General features: G+C 68.9%; 13 protein-coding genes. 8 read left to right on the top strand and 5 right to left on the bottom strand.

The annotated features are described in order from the left end of the window. Positions 1-277: 277 nt before the first annotated feature. Positions 278-481: a hypothetical protein gene (locus tag AC5Y36_RS21160; RefSeq protein ID WP_500042926.1), complete on the bottom strand. Its 204-nt coding sequence runs from the start codon at positions 479-481 to the stop codon at positions 278-280. Here AC5Y36_RS21160 and AC5Y36_RS21155 point away from each other — a divergent pair. Continuing rightward, positions 473-940 carry an MOSC domain-containing protein gene (locus AC5Y36_RS21155; protein WP_500042925.1) on the top strand — a complete coding sequence of 156 codons (468 nt, stop codon included), beginning with the start codon at positions 473-475 and terminating at the stop codon, positions 938-940. The two genes, AC5Y36_RS21160 and AC5Y36_RS21155, sit on opposite strands and share 9 nt — an antisense overlap. Here AC5Y36_RS21155 and AC5Y36_RS21150 read toward each other — a convergent pair. The 4 genes from AC5Y36_RS21150 to AC5Y36_RS21135 form a co-directional block, all read right to left on the bottom strand. Next, on the bottom strand, positions 822-1,388 hold the full coding sequence (locus tag AC5Y36_RS21150; RefSeq protein ID WP_500042921.1) for a hypothetical protein: 567 nt from the start codon (positions 1,386-1,388) through the stop codon (positions 822-824). The two genes, AC5Y36_RS21155 and AC5Y36_RS21150, sit on opposite strands and share 119 nt — an antisense overlap. Beyond that, a complete protein-coding gene (locus tag AC5Y36_RS21145) occupies positions 1,385-1,876 on the bottom strand; it encodes a nitroreductase family deazaflavin-dependent oxidoreductase (protein WP_500042920.1) in 492 nt (163 codons plus the stop codon). The genes AC5Y36_RS21150 and AC5Y36_RS21145 overlap by 4 nt, the downstream gene beginning before the upstream one ends. Positions 1,877-1,897: 21 nt before the next feature. Next, positions 1,898-2,518, bottom strand: a complete 621-nt coding sequence (locus AC5Y36_RS21140) for a TetR/AcrR family transcriptional regulator (RefSeq protein ID WP_500042919.1) — start codon at positions 2,516-2,518, stop codon at positions 1,898-1,900. Between the two features lie 139 nt (positions 2,519-2,657). Further along, positions 2,658-3,407 carry a TVP38/TMEM64 family protein gene (locus AC5Y36_RS21135; RefSeq protein ID WP_500042918.1) on the bottom strand — a complete coding sequence of 250 codons (750 nt, stop codon included), beginning with the start codon at positions 3,405-3,407 and terminating at the stop codon, positions 2,658-2,660. A gap of 165 nt (positions 3,408-3,572) precedes the next feature. On the opposite strand from AC5Y36_RS21135, the gene mutA reads away from it, so the two are divergent. From mutA to AC5Y36_RS21100, 7 genes are all read left to right on the top strand, one after another. Further along, the gene (gene mutA, locus AC5Y36_RS21130; RefSeq protein ID WP_500042917.1) at positions 3,573-5,435 is read left to right on the top strand and encodes a methylmalonyl-CoA mutase small subunit; all 1,863 of its coding nucleotides are present in this window, start codon (positions 3,573-3,575) and stop codon (positions 5,433-5,435) included. A gap of 5 nt (positions 5,436-5,440) precedes the next feature. Beyond that, on the top strand, positions 5,441-7,723 hold the full coding sequence (gene scpA / locus AC5Y36_RS21125) for a methylmalonyl-CoA mutase (protein ID WP_500042916.1): 2,283 nt from the start codon (positions 5,441-5,443) through the stop codon (positions 7,721-7,723). Next, complete coding sequence (gene meaB, locus AC5Y36_RS21120) at positions 7,724-8,710, top strand: methylmalonyl Co-A mutase-associated GTPase MeaB (protein ID WP_500042915.1); 987 nt, start codon at positions 7,724-7,726, stop codon at positions 8,708-8,710. A 96-nt stretch (positions 8,711-8,806) separates the two neighbouring features. Then, entirely contained in the window at positions 8,807-10,045 is a 1,239-nt protein-coding gene (gene lipL / locus AC5Y36_RS21115) for an esterase/beta-lactamase LipL (RefSeq protein WP_500042914.1), read from the top strand. Positions 10,046-10,054: 9 nt separating this feature from the next. After that, positions 10,055-10,765 (top strand): thioesterase II family protein, encoded by a 711-nt coding sequence (locus AC5Y36_RS21110; protein ID WP_500042913.1) that lies wholly within the window; start codon positions 10,055-10,057, stop codon positions 10,763-10,765. A 231-nt stretch (positions 10,766-10,996) separates the two neighbouring features. Further along, on the top strand, positions 10,997-12,757 hold the full coding sequence (locus AC5Y36_RS21105; RefSeq protein ID WP_500042912.1) for an AMP-binding protein: 1,761 nt from the start codon (positions 10,997-10,999) through the stop codon (positions 12,755-12,757). A gap of 196 nt (positions 12,758-12,953) precedes the next feature. Beyond that, entirely contained in the window at positions 12,954-18,251 is a 5,298-nt protein-coding gene (locus AC5Y36_RS21100) for a type I polyketide synthase (RefSeq protein ID WP_500042911.1), read from the top strand. Positions 18,252-18,262 lie beyond the last annotated feature (11 nt).

Below are 18,262 nucleotides of genomic sequence, written 5' to 3'. Positions count from 1 at the left end.
TGTGCGAATAGCTCGTGAGATCTGCCTAATTGTGGATGAACTGGCAACTGTGGATAACCGTGAAAACGGCGACTCCCAAGCATCATTCGTAAAGCAGGACCAGGGGACTCCCCAGGAAGGTGGGTCACAAGGGATGCTACAAGGGCGCCCCGAAAGCGCATAAGGTCGTGCGCAGGTACCCGGTCAAAGCCATGGGCGGGGAGGCGTTGGACTCGGTCGAGGTGGATATGCGCTGGCTGGTGGGCGACGGGTGGTTCGCGGTGGCAGGCGACGACGGTCACTTGCCTCGGGCAAGGCGACCCGCCGTTTCCGGCGCCACGCCGAGGTCTTCGAGTACAGCGCCCATACCACCGCAGCCGGTGACGTCACCGTGTGGCGCGACGAAAGCCAGTGGTGCGTCGGCGAACCGAACCTGGACGCCGATCTCAGCGTCACTCTGGGGTTTACCGTTCGGGTAGAAGCCGAACACGGCGTGCCGCATCAGGACGCCGGATCGGTGTCGTTGATCAGCACCGGAACACTGCGCTGGTGCGGCCGACACCTGGGCGTCTACGCCGATCCCCGGCGGCTGCGGGTCAACATCGTGGTGTCCTGCGATGAGCCGTTCCCCGAAGAGTCGTGGATGGGGCGACCTGTGGTGATCGGCGGATGCGCGCTGCGCATCGTCGCAAACATCGAAAGGTGCCGGATTATCGACATCGCCCAGGACGGCGTGCAGGCGAACCGGCGCTGGCTGAAACCGCTCACCGCAGAGCGCGGGATCAACCTCGCTGTCTACGCCGAGGTCGTCACGGCAGGACCCGTGTCCATCGGCGACTCGGTCAGCCCTGGGAGGCTGCTGGACGCATCCCGGGCAGCAGAAAGCACACCAGCACCTTCACGAAGAGCAGGATCGGCAACCAGGCCAGCGCGGCTGGGATCGGCAGCCAGATCAGATTGACCAGCGACGCGGCGAGCGTCAGGCACAACGCAACGATGCGCTTGAGGTCAGTGCGGGCACCCTCGATAGCGGCGGCGGCGCCCAGCACCAGCGCCGTGTTGACGAGCGCCCATCGCCACCCCAGGTCGAACACTACGGCGACGGGCACCAGGTACAGCACCGCGTGCGCGATGACGAACCCGGTTCGGAAGCGGCGCGCATCCCGACCCGGGCGGTGATACCAGCGGCTTGCAGTGCCGGAGGAGATGGTGAAGATGCCGCCGACGAGGTCCCCGCCGGTCAGCGCCAGAACCAGGATCTGCACCGCGGACCATTGCGACCAGCCTCCGGTGTGCCGAATGTAGGCGATCAGCAAGGCGATCACCACAACGCCGCCGGCCACGCCCAACAGCGACTCGGCCCGGGTCCGTGCCGGACCGAAGAATGCGCGTGCCCACTGCGCCGTCATGACAGGGTGGGAGCGTCGAGGCGCAATTCGACCAGCGGCAGCGGCGTATTCGTCTCGGTCACTTCGGTTCCCAGCGTTTCTTCCAGCACAGCCTTGAATTGTGCCCATGAGCGGGGATGCCGATCGATGTAGACCGCCAGGGCGTCGTCGGCTTGTTGTTGGCTCAGCACCCGGGCGGTGGCGGGCGCCCGGAACTGTGAGCCGGCATAGACCCGTACCCGGGGGTTCGCGCGAATGTTGCGGAACCACTGCGCTTTTACGCCGAACCCGGATGCCACGATGTAGCGTTCCGGGGCGGGATGATCGATGACCTCCAGCACGACGTAGCGCGCCGCACCGGATTTGCGGCCGATGTGTTCGAGCATCAGCAGCCGTGGGCCCAGTAGCGGGCCCAGCCGGGACCGGTACAGCCAGATCGGTGCCCGCATCAGGCGCCGGGTCCGTAATAGCCTTGTGGCAACGGCGACGGCCGGGTGTGCAGTGGGCATGGTGTGTCTCCTTGTGACGGGTCAATCGGCGCCGGTCAGTCCCGCGCCGTAGATTGTGAATACTTCTGCGCCCCACCGTCGTGCCCCTTCGGCCGAGAGCGGGTCAACACCCAGCGCCGAAGTCAGGTGGTCCCGAAGCATCAGTACGGCAAGGTCATTGGTCAACAGCAACGCCGCTCGCACCGCCGGATCCGGGCCGGCGCTGGCGACTCCCGACGCGACCATCACATCCAGGGCGCGTTTGCTGATGTCATAGAGGCGTCCGAACAGCGCCGAACCCAGCGCGCTGTTGGTGATCAGGGCGCGGGTCAGATACGACGGGATCGGGGAATCCGGCGGCAGCTGCGCGGCGAGCCCGTCCAGCAGGCCCGGCAATGCTGCCTGGCCCAGGCCGGCGGCGCCGGCGGCCTCGGTGATGCCGCCCAGCAGGGTTTCCAGAGTCGCGACGACGTGCCCGTCGACAGCGTCGATCAGCCCGTCTTTGGAGCCGTAGTGCCGCACCAGCAACGCGGGGGAGACGCCTGCTGCGGTTGCGATATCACGCATCGTGACCCCGTCGGGCCCGTGTTCGGCGAACAAGCGCAGCGCTTCATCGCGGATTCGGGCTCGCGCGGTCCGATCATCGGACACGGGTGAATGCACGTTTACTATTGTAAACGTTTGTTTAGTCGAGCGGTAGGGTCGGCACAGTGAGATTGCGCTCAGGGTTGCGCGCACCGCGCAGCCACCGCCGCCAGCGCAATCTGACGGGGCGCAGGGGCGCGGAAACGCCAGAACGGGTTCAGTGCGTGACGGCGGGCTCGGGCGTCGATTCGGCCTCCGTCGCACGGTGGTGCCGGCGGTGGCTACGCGCCTCGTAGACCAAAAGCGCCACCCCGACAGCCGCCGTCGCCAAGGACACCACAAACAGCAGCGGGCTGACATCACCGGTCAGCGCATTGCCGAGCACCACCACCGCCGCGGTGCCGGGCAGCAGGCCGATCAGGGTTGCCAGGGTGTAGGGCAGCACCCGCACGGCCGACGCGCCGGCCGCATAGTTGATCACCGAGAAGGGCACCGCCGGGATCAGCCGCAGCGACACCACCGCCGGCCAGCCGCGCTGGCGCAACCGCGCATCCAACGAGTCGACCCGTGGGTGGCGCAGCAACCGGCCCATCTGCCAGCCGGCAGCGCGCACCAGCCACAGCGCCACCACGGCGCTCAGTGTGCTGGCGACCACCGCGATGAGAATCCCGAGCAGCGGCCCGAACAACAGCCCGGCCGCCAGGGTGAACACGGTGCGGGGGAACGGGAACACGGTCATCACGATGTGCGCGGCCAGGAATGCCAGCGGAAACCACGGCCCGACCGAGGCGGCCCAGTCACGCACCTGGACCGCGTTCGGCACCGGCACCAGCAACGCCACCGCGGCCACCACCGCGATCCCGAACACCGTCATCACGACCCGCCACCGGGGCAGTTGACGCGCCGTCGCCAGCACGGCAGCCCACACGCCGCGCAGCGCCTGGCTGGTCTTGGAGGTGGCCGTCACGCTGTCTAAGACTACGGGCCGACGGTGAACTCTTCACGTCACGCGCGTGGAGTTTTCCCACTGCGTGGACCTCCGCCCGGCCCCCCGATCGGCATCATTTAGCCTGGTTAACAGCAGTCGGGTAGCGATCGAGCCGCTACTCACGAGTAACCACAGGAGCCGCTGGTGTCAGTCGACGTCACCGCCGAACGAGACCAGGCCCGCGCCCGTTGGCGCCGTGCGGTGGCCGGGGTTCTGGCGAAAAGCTCACGCCGCGACGCCGCCGAACTCGGTGACGAGCCGGAGCGTCTGCTGGAGACGGCGACCGACGAAGGCTTCGCGGTCCGCGCGCTCTACACCGCATTCGACGCGGTGCCCGAGCCGCCGCTGCCGGGCGCCTGGCCCTTCCAGCGCGGTGCGGACGCGACGCGCGATGTCAATACCGGCTGGAAGGTGGCCGAGGCGTTCCCCGCCGACAGCACGGGGTCGGTCACCGAAACCAACGGGGCGCTGTTGGCCGCCCTGACCGAAGGGGCCAGCGCGCTGGCGCTGCGAATCGGGCAGGACGCGGTGGCCCCCGCCGACCTGGACGCGCTGTTCGACGGTGTCTACCTGGAACTGGTCCCGGTCGTCTTTGAATACTCCGGTGATGCGGACCTGACCGGTGTCGCCGACGCCGTACTCGCGCTGGCGGACAAGCTGGAGGCCAACGCGCGGCAGACACTGTCGGTGGACCTGGGTGCCGACCCGCTGACCGCACCGCTGAGCGGACGCCCGGCGCCCTCACTCGACGATGTGCGCGGGGTGGCATCACGGCTCGCGGGCCACCCGGGCGGGTTGCGGACCATCACCATCGACGGCCCGGCATTCCACAATCAGGGCGCCAACGCGGCATGGGAGCTGGCCGGCAGCCTGGCGGCCGCGGTCGCCTATCTGCGCCTGCTCGACGGATCGGTGCCGGTTGCGGATGCCGTGCGGCAGATCAGTTTTCGCTTCGCCGCCGACGACGACCAGTTCATGACCATCGCCAAGATGCGGGCCGCGCGCCAGCTCTGGGCACGGGTGGCCGAGGTGGTCGGCGCCGCTGACCAGGGTGCGGCCGTCATCCACGCGCAGACCTCGATGCCGATGATGACCCAGCGTGATCCCTGGGTGAACATGCTGCGCACCACGCTGGCCGCATTCGGCGCCGGCGTCGGTGGCGCCGACACCGTGCTGGTGCGGCCGTTCGACGCCGCCATCCCGGGCGGCCTGCCGGATACCTCGACCAGCTTCACGCGGCGCATCGCCCGCAACACGCAGCTGCTGCTGCTGGAGGAATCGCACCTGGGCCAGGTACTGGACCCGGCCGGCGGATCGTGGTTCGTGGAGGATCTGACCGCCGAGCTGGCCCGGCAGGCCTGGCAGCACTTCCAGGCTGCCGAGGAGCGCGCCGCCCAGGGCGGATACCCGGCCGCACTGGACTACATCGTCGAGCAGATCACCGCGGTCGGTGCGCAGCGCAGCGCCGACATCGCGCACCGGCGCAAGGCCATCACCGGCGTCAACGAGTTCCCCAACCTGGACGAGCCGGCGCTGCCGACGGCCGGCGCAGACACCGTCGTGCAGCGCTACGCGGCCGGTTTCGAAGCGTTGCGGGACCGCTCGGATGCCTTGCTGCAACGCACCGGCGCACGCCCGACGGTGTTGCTGCTGCCGTTGGGGCCGCTGGCTGAGCACAACATCCGGACCACATTCGCGGCGAATCTGCTGGCGTCCGGGGGGATCCAAACGATCAATCCGGGCACCGTCGATGCCACAACGGTGGCTCAGGTGATCGCCGACTCCGGCTCACCCGGCATCGCCGTCATCTGCGGCACCGACGCCCGTTACGGCGAGGAGGTTGCCGGTGTCGTCGCGGCGGCCCGCTCCGCCGCGGTCGACCACATCTGCCTGGCCGGTCCGGAGAAAGCGGTCGCCGAAGCCGATGCCAAACCCGACGCCTACCTGACCGCGAAGATCAACGCAGTCGAAGCCCTGTCAAATCTGCTCACCCGATTGGGGGCCTGATCGCAATGACCGTGAGTGACGTTGCCGGCCAACCTGTTGCCGGCGCCACCGACGCCGTTCCCAACTTCGCCGGTGTCGCGTTGGCCAGTGACCGCGCCCCGCAGCCGGCCACCCCGGCGGCCGTCGACGGGCATGTCGCCGCCGCGGCAGCCGCCCACGGCTACACGCCCGAGCAACTGGAGTGGCACACCCCGGAAGGCATCGCCGTCAAGCCGGTGTACGTCGCCGCCGACCGCGACGCCGCGGTGGCCGACGGCTACCCGCTGGACAGTTTTCCCGGTGAGCCGCCGTTCATCCGCGGGCCCTACCCGACGATGTACGTCAACCAGCCGTGGACGATCCGTCAGTACGCCGGCTTCTCCACCGCCGCGGACTCCAACGCGTTCTATCGACGCAACCTGGCCGCCGGGCAGAAGGGCTTGTCGGTGGCGTTCGACCTGGCCACCCACCGCGGCTACGACTCGGATCATCCCCGGGTGCAGGGCGACGTGGGCATGGCGGGCGTGGCAATCGATTCCATCCTGGACATGCGCCAGCTGTTCGACGGTATCGACCTGAGCGCGGTCAGCGTGTCGATGACCATGAACGGTGCGGTGCTTCCGATCCTGGCGTTGTACGTGGTGGCCGCCGAGGAGCAGGGGGTGCCGCCGGAGAAGCTGGCCGGCACCATCCAGAACGACATCCTCAAAGAGTTCATGGTGCGCAACACCTACATCTATCCGCCGAAGCCGTCGATGCGGATCATCTCCGACATCTTCGCCTACACCAGCGCCAAGATGCCGAAGTTCAACTCCATTTCGATCTCCGGGTACCACATCCAAGAGGCCGGTGCCACTGCGGATCTGGAGCTGGCCTACACCCTGGCCGACGGGGTGGACTACATCAAGGCGGGCCTGGACGCCGGTCTGGACATCGACAAGTTCGCCCCGCGGCTGTCGTTCTTCTGGGGCATCGGGATGAACTTCTTCATGGAGGTCGCCAAGCTGCGCGCCGGCCGGCTGCTGTGGAGCGAACTGGTCGGTGAGTTCAGCCCCAAGAGCGCGAAATCCCTTTCATTGCGCACCCATTCGCAGACCTCCGGCTGGTCGCTGACCGCCCAGGACGTCTACAACAACGTGGCCCGCACCTGCATCGAGGCGATGGCCGCCACCCAGGGCCACACCCAGTCGCTGCACACCAACGCCCTGGACGAGGCGCTGGCGCTGCCGACCGACTTCTCGGCCCGCATCGCCCGCAACACCCAGCTGCTGCTGCAGCAGGAATCGGGCACCACCCGCCCGATCGACCCGTGGGGCGGCTCCTACTACGTGGAGTGGCTGACCCACCAGCTGGCCCAGCGCGCCCGCGCCCACATCGCCGAGGTGGCCGAGCACGGCGGCATGGCGCAGGCCATCAGCGACGGCATCCCCAAGCTGCGCATCGAGGAGGCCGCCGCGCGCACCCAGGCCCGCATCGACTCGGGGCGGCAGCCGCTGATCGGCGTCAACAAGTACCAGGTCGCCGAGGACCAACAGATCGAGGTGCTCAAGGTCGAGAACAGCCGGGTGCGCGCCGAACAGCTGGCCAAACTCGAGCAGCTGCGCACCGAGCGCGATGAGCAGGCCTGCCGGGCGGCGCTGGCCGAGCTGACCCGGGCCGCGGCCGCCACCGGCCCGGCGGGGGAGGACGGGCTGGGCAACAACCTGATGGCGCTGGCGATCGACGCCGCCCGGGCCAAGGCCACCCTCGGGGAGATCTCCGACGCGCTGGAGAAGGTGTACGGGCGGCATCAGGCCGAGATCCGTACTATCGCCGGCGTGTACCGCGATGAGGTCGGGCAAGGCAGCAATATCGCCGGCGTCACCGCGCTGGTGGACAAGTTCGCCGAAGCCGACGGCCGCCGGCCTCGGATCCTGGTCGCCAAGATGGGCCAGGACGGCCATGACCGCGGCCAGAAGGTGATCGCCACCGCGTTCGCTGACATCGGCTTCGACGTCGACGTCGGCTCGCTGTTCTCCACCCCCGACGAGGTGGCGCGGCAGGCCGCCGACAACGACGTCCACGTGGTCGGGGTCTCCTCGCTGGCCGCCGGACACCTGACCCTGGTGCCCGCGCTGCGCGACGCGCTGGCCGAGGTCAACCGGCCCGACATCATGATCGTGGTGGGCGGGGTGATCCCGCCCGGCGATTTCGACGAGTTGTACGCCGCCGGGGCCACCGCGATCTTCCCGCCCGGCACGGTGATCGCCGACGCCGCCACCGGCCTACTGGAAAAACTCGCCGACCGGCTCGGCTACCAGCTGTCGTAGATGGCGCCCGCCGACGACACCATCTCAGCCCTGGCGGACGGCATCCGCCGCGGCGATCGCTCAGTGCTGCCACGGGCGATCACGCTGGTCGAGTCCACCCGCGCCGACCACCGGGAGCAGGCCCAGCAGCTGCTGCTGGAGTTGGGTCCGCGGGCCGGCAGCGCCCACCACGTGGGCATCACCGGGGTGCCCGGGGTGGGCAAGTCGACCACCATCGAAGCGCTGGGCATGCACCTGATCGAGCAGGGCCACCGGGTGGCGGTGCTGGCCGTCGACCCGTCGTCGACCCGTACCGGCGGATCGATCCTGGGGGACAAGACCCGGATGCCGCGGCTGGCCGCACATCCCGACGCCTACATCCGGCCGTCGCCGACATCGGGAACTCTCGGCGGGGTGGCCCGGGCCACCCGCGAGACCATCGTGCTGCTGGAGGGCGCCGGGTTCGACATCATCCTGGTCGAAACCGTCGGCGTCGGGCAGTCCGAGGTGACGGTCGCCCAGATGGTGGACACCTTTGTGTTTCTGACCCTGGCCCGCACCGGCGACCAGTTGCAGGGCATCAAAAAGGGGGTCCTGGAACTCGCCGATGTGGTCGTGGTCAACAAGGCCGATGGCGATCATCTTCCCGAGGCCCGCTCGGCGGCACGTGAACTCGCCGGCGCGATCCGGCTGATCTATCCGCGCGAAACGCTGTGGCGGCCGCCGGTGCTGACGATGAGTGCGTTGGAGGGAACCGGGCTGGCCGAGCTGTGGGACACCGTCGAGCAGCATCGCCGGGTGCTGACCGAGGCCGGCGAGTTCGATGCGCGCCGGCGCGCCCAGCAGGTCGACTGGACGTGGCAGATGGTGCGCGACGCCGTGCTGGACCGGGTGCTGTCGCATCCGGCGGTGCGTCAGGTTCGGGCAGATGTGGAACGCAAAGTCACCGCCGGTGAAATCACGCCGGCGCTGGCCGCACAGCAAATTCTGCAGGCCTGCGAGGATTAACAGTTAGATAACGTCAGTTTCGTTTGCCCATCCGACGCCGGTAGATTGCGTTATATGGGGCAACGGAGCCTTCGAAACAGCCTGAGCGCTGACCAGATGACACTTCCAGACGGCGTGCACGGGGTCGCTGACGCGCACTTTGCGTGCGCGGTACGCGCCTTCGCCGCCATGTTCCCGGGCCGGCGGTTCGGCGGCGGTGCCCTGGCCGTCTACCTCGACGGCGAGCCCGTCGTCGATGTGTGGACCGGATGGTCGGATCGGCAGGGCCGGCTGCCCTGGTCAGCAGACACCGCACCGATGGTGTTCTCGACGACCAAGGGCATCGCCTCCACCGTCATCCACCGGCTGGTCGACCGGGGTCTCATCGACTACGACGCGCCGGTCGCGCAGTACTGGCCGGACTTCGCTGCCAACGGCAAATCGGCGATCACCGTCCGCCAGCTGCTGGGGCATCGTGCCGGGTTGACCCACCTGCACGGCGTCAGCATGGCGGACTTGCTGGATCACCAGGCGATGGAAGCGCGACTGGCCGCTGCCCGGCCCGGTCCGGAGCTCGGCAAACCCGCCTACCACGCGCTGACCTACGGCTGGCTGGTGTCCGGACTGGCCCGCGCCGTCACCGGAACCGGCATGCGTGACCTGATCCGCACCGAGGTCGCCGAACCGCTGAACACCGACGGCCTGCATCTGGGGCGGCCACCGGCCGGGTCACCGACCAGAGCGGCCGAGATCATCATGCCGCAACGCGCGCGGGTCAACCCCGTGATCGACTTCGTGGCGCCCAAGGCCGCCGCGCTGCTGCCGTACGGCGGATTCGGTGCCTTCTACTTCCCCGGGGTGATGGGCACCGTCCGCGGCGATATCCCCTTCCTGGACACCGAGGCCGCTGCGGTCAACGGGGTGGCCACCGCCCGGGCACTGGCCCGGTTGTACGGCACGCTCGCCAACGGTGGCCAGGTCGAGGGGACCCGGTTCCTGTCCCGGAAGCTGGTGGACGGGCTGACCGGCCCGCACCGCCTGGAATGGGACCGCAGCATCCTGGTCCCGCTGGCCTTCCACCTGGGCTATCACGCCGTCCCATTCGGCCGGGTGTTACCCGGGTTCGGTCACGTCGGGCTGGGCGGCTCGCTGGGCTGGGCCGACCCGTCCTCCGGATTGGCCTTCGGGTTCGTGCACAACCGGCTGCTGACCCCGTTCGTGGTGCCCGACCACGCCGGGTTCGTCGGAACCGCCGCCCTGATCCGCCAGGGCGCGGTGCGTGCCCGTCGGGACGGCTACGCGGCGGTCCCGGACTGCGGGGCGCCGTATCCCGAGCCGGGCGAGGCCACCGGCTAGGGTAGCCGGGTGGCCGACGCTGTTCCGAAGCTCTACATCTTTCCGCACGCGGGCGGATCCCCGCAGTACTACGTGCCGTTCTCCAAGGAGTTCACCACCGACGTCAAACGCGTCGCGGTGCAGTACCCGGGCAAGGGCGGCAACCATGATCTGGGCGCGTTCACCGGCATTCCCGACCTCGCCGACGGGGTCTGCAAGATGGTGCCGCCCCAGGCCGTTCCGGACGGGCCGATCGCCTTCTTCGGCCACAGCATGGGCGGCCTGGTCGCGTTCGAGGTGGCGCGGCGATTCGAGGAAGCCGGAAATCCGATCGCGGCGCTGTTCGTGTCCGCGTCTGCCGCACCCGGCCGGGTGGGCTACGAGTACATCCCGGAATCAGACCGTGGCCTGCTCAACGCGGTCAGCGAGATGACCGGGGTGAACCCCGAATTCTTAGAGAACGAGGAGTTCGCGTCCCGGATTCTGCCGACGCTGCGCGGCTTCAAGGCGATCACCCACTACGACTGCCCGCCCGACGCGACGGTGTCCTGCCCGATCTTCGCCTTCTACGGTGACGACGACGACGTCGCCACTCCCGAGAAGGTGGCACCCTGGTCGGAGCGCACCACGGCCGAATTCAGCGCCCGGATGTTCCCCGGCCATCACTTCTATCTCAACGACCATCTACCGGAATTGGTCGCCGAGATTGAGAGCAAGATCACCGCGTATTGCCGGCCGTAGGTCCGCGGACCAGCCATTTTGTTGTGGTATTTCTGAATGAACGCTGAAAGAACTATCCGGTGTGGCTGTGGTGACGTAATATGCCCCTTGGTAACAATGGGGTATCGGAGGGGATACCGTCGAACAGGGGTTTGTACGTCGCCCGTGTTAGCCTGCGCGGGTACGAACAACCTGGGATGACGGGGTCCGAGGGGTTGAGGTTTTTCTCACGATTCCAGGAGGGGTGTCGCGTTGTCGACGATCGTATCTTCCATCCCGGCTGCACTAGCCGCACGAGTAGCGGAGCACGGCGATGAGCCTGCTTACACCTTTATCGACTACGAGGTGGACCCCGCCGGCTACTCGGAGACACTGACCTGGACCCAGGTCCAGCATCGTGCCCAGGTAATCGCCAACGAGGTCGCCGGCTGCGGCGCACCCGGCGACCGGGTCGCGATCCTGGCGCCCCAAGGAATGGAGTACGTCCTCGGGTTCCTGGGCGCGATCGCGGCCGGCTTCATCGCGGTTCCGCTGCCCGTGCCGTTGTTCGGCCGCCACGACGAGCGTGTCTCCGGCGCCCTGAAGGACTGCGCCCCTGTTGCCATCCTGACCACCTCGGCGGTCGTCGACGACGTGCTGTCGACCGTAGGTGCCCTGCAGGGTCCGCCGCCCGCGGTGATCGAGATCGACGCGATCGACCTCGACGCCCCGGTGGACTACCTGCCGGAGTCGCAGACCAAGACGGCGCTGCTGCAGTACACCTCGGGCTCGACCAGCATCCCCAAGGGCGTGGTGGTCACCCACCAGAACATCCTGGTGAACGTCGAGCAGGTGCTGGCGGACTACTTCTCCGACAGTGGTGCTGTGCCGCCACCCGGCACCACCCTGGTGTCGTGGCTGCCCTTCTACCACGACATGGGCCTGCTGCTGGGCATCGTCGGTGCGATCACCCTGGACCTTCCAGCGGTGCTGATGAGCCCGATGGCGTTCCTGCAGAAGCCGGCCCGGTGGGTTCAGCAGCTGGCCAGCTACCCGAACACCTTCACCGCGGCGCCGAACTTCGCGTTCGAGCTGGCCGCACGCCGCACCTCCGACGACGACATGGCCGGGCTGGATCTGGCCCGCGTCCACACGATCCTGTCCGGTAGCGAGCGGATTCACGCCGCGACCATCCGGCGGTTCAGCGAGCGGTTCGCCAAGTTCAACCTGCCGGCCAACGCGGTCGCGCCGTCCTACGGGCTGGCCGAAGCCATGGTGTACGCCGGCTCGGCGCCCCGCTCGCAGCGGCCCACCGTGGTCCGGTTCGACTACGAGAAGCTGGCGGCCGGCCACGCCTGCCCCAGCGAAACCGGTTCCGAGCTGGTCAGCATCGGTGAGCCGCGGGCCATCATGACCCGGATCATCGACCCCGAGACCGGCACCGAGAACCCGGCCGGCAAGGTTGGCGAGGTCTGGCTGCACGGCGGCAACATCTCCAGTGGTTACTGGCGCAAGCCGCAACTGACCGAGCAGACCTTCGGCGGGCGCATCGTCAACCCCTCGCCGGGTACCCCGCAGGGACCGTGGCTGCGAACCGGTGACCTGGGTGTGATCACCGACGGCGAGTTCTACATCGTCGGCCGGATCAAGGACCTGCTCATCGTTGATGGGCGCAACCACTACCCCGATGACATCGAGGCGACCATCCAGGAGATTTCCGGGGGGCGCTCGGTGGCCATCTCGGTGCAGGGCGAGCAGCGAGAAGAGCTGGTCGTCATCGTCGAGCACAAGCAGAAGGGTGGCTCGGACGCGGAGATCCGGGACCGGATGCACGCGGTCCGGCGCGACGTGACGGCGGCGATCTCGAAGACGCACTGCGTCCGGGTCGGCGACTTCGTGCTGGTGGACCCCGGCGCCATCCCGATCACCACCAGCGGCAAGGTCCGCCGGTCCTCCTGTGCCGAGCTCTACCAGCAGGACGCATTCAGCCGCCTGGACGGAGCACGGCGCGACGAGGTCGACGCGCTGAGCTAGTTGTGGTGGCTTAGCTGGTTGGTGTCTGCGAGACCTGACACCGGGAAGTATGGGTATGTCAGTTATCGCATCGTGCCCATCTGCGTCCCGTCGGCGACGCCCCCGGGCGGCGCATGTGCAGCGTCACCCAGCATGATGTATGGGGACGTCGACGGACTGCGGAGGCAACTTTTGGAAAGGCTTGGTTGAGCACCCTATGACGCCTGGGACTCCTGGGACTGCTACGCCGCCGGATCGTCGGGCGATCGTCGCAGAGGCGTTACGCAAGATCGATGACTTGACGGCCCGGTTGGCGGTCGCCGAGAAGGGCGACACCGAGCCGATCGCCGTGGTCGGGATGGGTTGTCGGCTCCCCGGAGGAGTCAACGGCACCCAGCAGTACTGGGAGGCGCTGCTGGACGGTGTCGACGGAGTGGTGCGGGTGCCGGCGGGCCGCTGGGACGCCGACGCGTTCTTTTCCGAGGACCGCACCCGCCCCGGCACGATCTGCAGTCGTGAAGGCGGCTTCCTGACGTCGTGGGAGCCCGACCAGTTCGATGCCGCGTTCTTCGGGCTCTCACCGCGTGAGGCCGACGCGATGGATCCCCAGCAGCGGTTGCTGCTCGAGGTGGCGTGGGAAGCACTCGAGGACGCCGGCATCACCGCCCAGACGATCCGCGGCACCCAGACCGGTGTTTTCGTCGGTCTGACCACCTACGACTACTCGTTGATCGCCGCGCAATTGCCGCCGCAGGCCGTCGACCCGTACCTGCCGTTCGGCAACGGCAAGAACTTCGCCGCCGGCCGGCTGTCGTATTTCCTGGGGGTGCACGGCCCGGCCGTCTCCCTCGACACCGCCTGCTCGTCGTCGCTGGTCACCATCCATCTGGCCTGTCAGAGCCTGCGCCGCCGGGAGACCGATCAGGCGCTGGCCGCCGGCGTCAACCTGATGTTGAGCCCGGAGAACAGCATCGCCACCTCCGCGTGGGGCATGCTGGCGCCGGACGGCCGCTGCAAGACCTTCGATGCCGCTGCGGACGGGTATGTGCGCAGCGAGGGCGCCGGGGTCGTGGTGCTCAAGCGGCTGTCGGACGCGGTGCGCGACGGCGACCGGGTGCTGGCCGTGGTGCGGGGTTCGGCGGTCAACCAGGACGGGCCGAGCAGCGGACAGACGGTACCCAGCGGGCCCGCGCAGCAGGCGGTGTTGCGTTCGGCGCTGGCCGCCGCGCGGCTGGAGCCCGGCGACATCGACTACATCGAGGCGCACGGCACCGGGACCGCGCTGGGTGACCCGATCGAGCTGGATGCGCTGAGCGCGGTGTTCGGCGCGCGGGCCGGGTCGGCGCCGCTGGTGTTGGGGTCGGTGAAGACCAACCTGGGGCACCTGGAGTCCGCGGCCGGGGTGGCCGGCTTCATCAAGACCGTGCTGAGCGTTCAGCACGGCTACATTCCGCGACATCTGCATTTCTCGGCGCTGACGCCCAACGCCAGCGCGGCGGCGTCGCGGTTCACCATCGCCGCCCAGGGCATGGACTGGCCGGCGGTGGACCGGGCCCGGCGTGCCGGGGTGTCCTCGTTCGGGGTCAGCGGCACCAACGCGCACGTGGTGGTCGAGCAGGCCCCGGCCACCGAAGCGGCCTCGCGCGAGCCGGAACCCCCGGTCAGCACCCTGGTGGTCTCCGGCAAGTCGCCGGCGCGGATCGCCGCCACCGCCGGGGTGCTGGCGGAGTGGATGGCCGGCCCGGGTGCGCAGGTGCCGCTGGCCGATGTGGCGCACACCGTCAACCACCACCGGACCCGGCACAAGCAGTTCGCCACCGTTTGTGTGCGCGACCGGGAGCAGGCGATCGCCGGGCTGCGGGCTTTGGCGGCCGGAGACTCCGCCCCGGGCGTGGTCGCTCCGCATGAGGGTCTGTGCGGAACGGGCACGGTGTTCGTCTACTCCGGGCAGGGTTCGCACTGGGCCGGAATGGGCCGGCGGCTGCTGGCCGAGGAATCGGTCTTCGCGGCCGCGATCGACGAGCTGGAACCGGTTTTCGTCGAACAGGTGGGCTTTTCGCTGCGTCAGGTGATCGCCGAGGGCGCATCGGTCGCCGGTGATGCGCAGGTGCAGCCGGTGATGATGGGTCTGCAGCTGGCGCTCACCGAGTTGTGGCGCTCCAACGGGGTGGAACCCGACGCGGTGATCGGCCATTCGATGGGGGAGGTCACCGCGGCGGTGGTGACCGGGGCACTCACGGTGCCCGAGGGGCTGAAGGTCATCGCGATCCGCTCGACGCTGATGGGCCGGCTGGCCGGTCAGGGTGCGGTGGCGCTGCTCGAACTGGATGCGACGGCCACCGAGGAACTGCTCGCCGAGCACCCGCAGGTGAGTATCGCCGGCTACGTCTCGCCGCGGCAGACGGTGGTCGCCGGACCGGTGGCCGCGGTGGAGACCGTCCTGGCGACCGTCACCGCCCAGGAGCGGTTCGCGCGCCGGGTCAACATGGAAGTCGCCTCGCACACCGCGCTGATGGACCCGATCCTGCCTGAATTGCGTTCCGCGCTGACCGGGCTGACTCCGAAAAAGCCTGCCATCCCGTTCATTTCAACCGTCACACCGGATGGCAGTGCCACCTTCGACGCCGACTATTGGGTCGCCAACGTGCGTCAGCCGGCACGGCTGAGCCAGGCCATCACCGTGGCCGCCGCCGATCACGCCACCTTCGTCGAGATCAGCGCCCACCCGATCCTGTCCCACGCCGTCAGCGAGACGCTGGAAGAGTCCCACCACCACAGCATCGGCACGCTGTGGCGCGACGGCGACGACACGCTCGGCTTCCACACCAACCTCAACAGTGCCCACACCATCGCGCCGCCGGACACGCCGCACCCGGCCGAGCCGCACCCGGTGCTGCCGAGCACCCCGTGGCAGCACACCCGGCACTGGATCGCAATCGAAAACGCGCTCCAGGCAGCCGAAGCCGCGCCCCGGCCCGGAACGCTGCTGGGCGCGCACATCGCGGTCGCCGGCACGCCCCCGACCCAGCTGTGGCAAGCACGGCTCGCGCCCGACGTGACCCCGTACCCGGGATCGCACCGGCACCGCGGTGTGGAATTGATCCCGGCATCGGTTCTGCTGCAGACCCTGATCACCGCCGCCGAATCGGGCGAATCAGCCCTGGCCGACATCCGATTCGAGCATCCGATCGTCGTCGACCGACCGCGAGTGGTCCAGGTGGTCGCCGACGGTGACCAGGTCACCATCTCGTCGCGTCCCGCCGACGCCACCCGCTGGGTCCGCCACGTCAGCGGCCGGATCACCGACCGCGCCGACGTGGCCGCCGGTGAACCAGCCGACGGCGACGGCGAGGCGACCGACTTCACCGATGAGTCCGTCACGTCGCTGTGGCGTGAATGGGGCAGTGAGGGAAGGCCGTTCGGCTGGGCGATCAGTTCCTGCCGGTCCGACCGCGGCGTGCTGCACGCCGACGTCCGCCTTACCGAGGCGACGGCCGAAAACTCGACGGTCGCGCTGCTCGACGCCGCCGCGCACATCGCCCGACTGCTGGACAGCGCCAACCCGCAGCTGATGGTGCCCACCGGCCTGGCCGCAATGACCATGGCCAGCGCCGAACTCACCGACGGTCACGGCAGCATCGAGGTGCGCCGACGCGGTGGCGGCCACGATGAACTGATCGTCGATATCACGGTGACCGCGCCCGACGGAACCACCTGCGTCGACATCCGTTCACTGCGCTACGCGGCGGTGGACGCCGCCGTCGACGACGACCCGCGGACCATCGCGCAGGTGATCGACTGGCAGCCGTGGCACGAGCACACCGAGCAGCCCGCCCACACCCCGTGCACCGTGGCGGTGGTCGGACACCGCGACGGCGCCCGCATCCTGGCGGAGCCCCTGGCCGCCGCCGGGCATTCGCCCGCCGACCCCACCGACGCGGACTGTGTGCTCTACTTCGCCGATCCTGGGCCGGACACCGAGGCCGAGTCGGACTTGGAGTGCGCGGCCCGGCTGACGACCGGCGTCGCCGAACTGGTCCGGCAACTCGCGCGCCGCGAAGACAACCCGCCTCGGCTGTGGCTGATCACCCGCGGTGTCCGCGAAGCCGCCTCCGCCGAGGCCGTGCGTCAGAGCGGGCTGTGGGGACTGGCCGGGGTGATCCGGGCCGAGCAACCCGAACTGTGCGGCGGGCTGATCGACCTGCCGGCCGACGGTGATCTCACCGACAGCATCCGGGCGCTCTCGGCGGTGCTGCGGACTCCCGCCAAATCCATTCTGGCGCTGCGTGACGGCGAGTTCAGCGTCCCCGCGCTGGCGCCGCTTCCCGGTGAACCGGTACGCCAAACCCTGCGCTGCCGTCCCGATGCCACCTACCTGATCACCGGCGGGCTGGGGGCGCTGGGCCTGCTGATGGCGGGATGGCTCGCCGACCGGGGCGCCCGCCGGCTGGTGCTGGCCGGTCGGACCGCGCTGCCGCCGCGTCGCGACTGGGACGATCCGGGCCACGGCGCCGACCTCCGCGGCAAAATCGCGGCTGTCCGGGCGTTGGAGGGCCGCGGTGTGTCCGTGGATGCGGTGGCCGTCGATATCGGATCGCGCGACGCGGTGCGAGCACTGCTGGCCAAACGCGACGCCGATGGGGCCCCGCCGGTCCGCGGTGTCATTCACGCCGCCGGGATCACCGAAGCGCAGCTGGTGACCGAGCTGGCCGATGACCGGCTGCGCGCGACCCTGTGGCCCAAGGTCGCCGGTGCGCAGGTGCTGCACCAGGAGTTCCCGCCGGGCAGCATCGACTTCTTCTTCCTGACCGCCGCGGCGGGCGCGGTATTCGGTGTGCCGGGGCAGGCCGCCTACGCGTCGGCGAACGCCTACCTGGACGGGCTGGGCCGGGCCCGCCACGCGCAGGGCTGCCACACCGTCAGCCTGGACTGGGTGGCGTGGAAGGGTCTGGGGTTCGGCGCGGACGCCCAGGTGGCGGTGGCCGAACTGGAGCGGATGGGTTCGCGGCCGATCCTGCCGGCAGAGGCGTTTTCGGCCTGGGAGCACCTGGATCGCTACGACGTCGGTCAGGCGGTGATGGCACCCGTGCCGGCTGCGGGCGGAGTCGCGCAGGATGCGGAACCAGCGGCACCGGCACGGGATTGGTCACAGTTGTCGGCGGACACCGTACGCAGTGAGCTGGAAGCCGGGCTGCGCGCCATCCTGGCCCATGAACTTCGGATGCCAGAAGCCGATCTCGAGCTGGACCGGCCGTTCGCTGAACTGGGCCTGAACTCGGTGATGGCGATGACGGTGCGTCGCGAGACGGAACACCTCGTCGGCATCGAGTTGTCGGCGACGATGCTGTGGAATCACCCGACGATCACGGCACTGGCCGCGCATCTCGCCAAAAAGGTTTCACCACAAGATGATTCAGTCGAGGGCGTAGACATGCTGGCGGAATCAGACGACAGCGTGCTGGACGACCTGTTCGACAGCGTGGAATCGGCTCCGGCCGGATTGGACGGTATCTGATGAGACTAAAG

The sequence above is a fragment of the Mycobacterium sp. NGS50 genome, from assembly GCF_059812545.1.
Note: the sequence above shows the minus strand (reverse complement) of the source record. Positions and strands in the feature narration are given on the sequence as shown.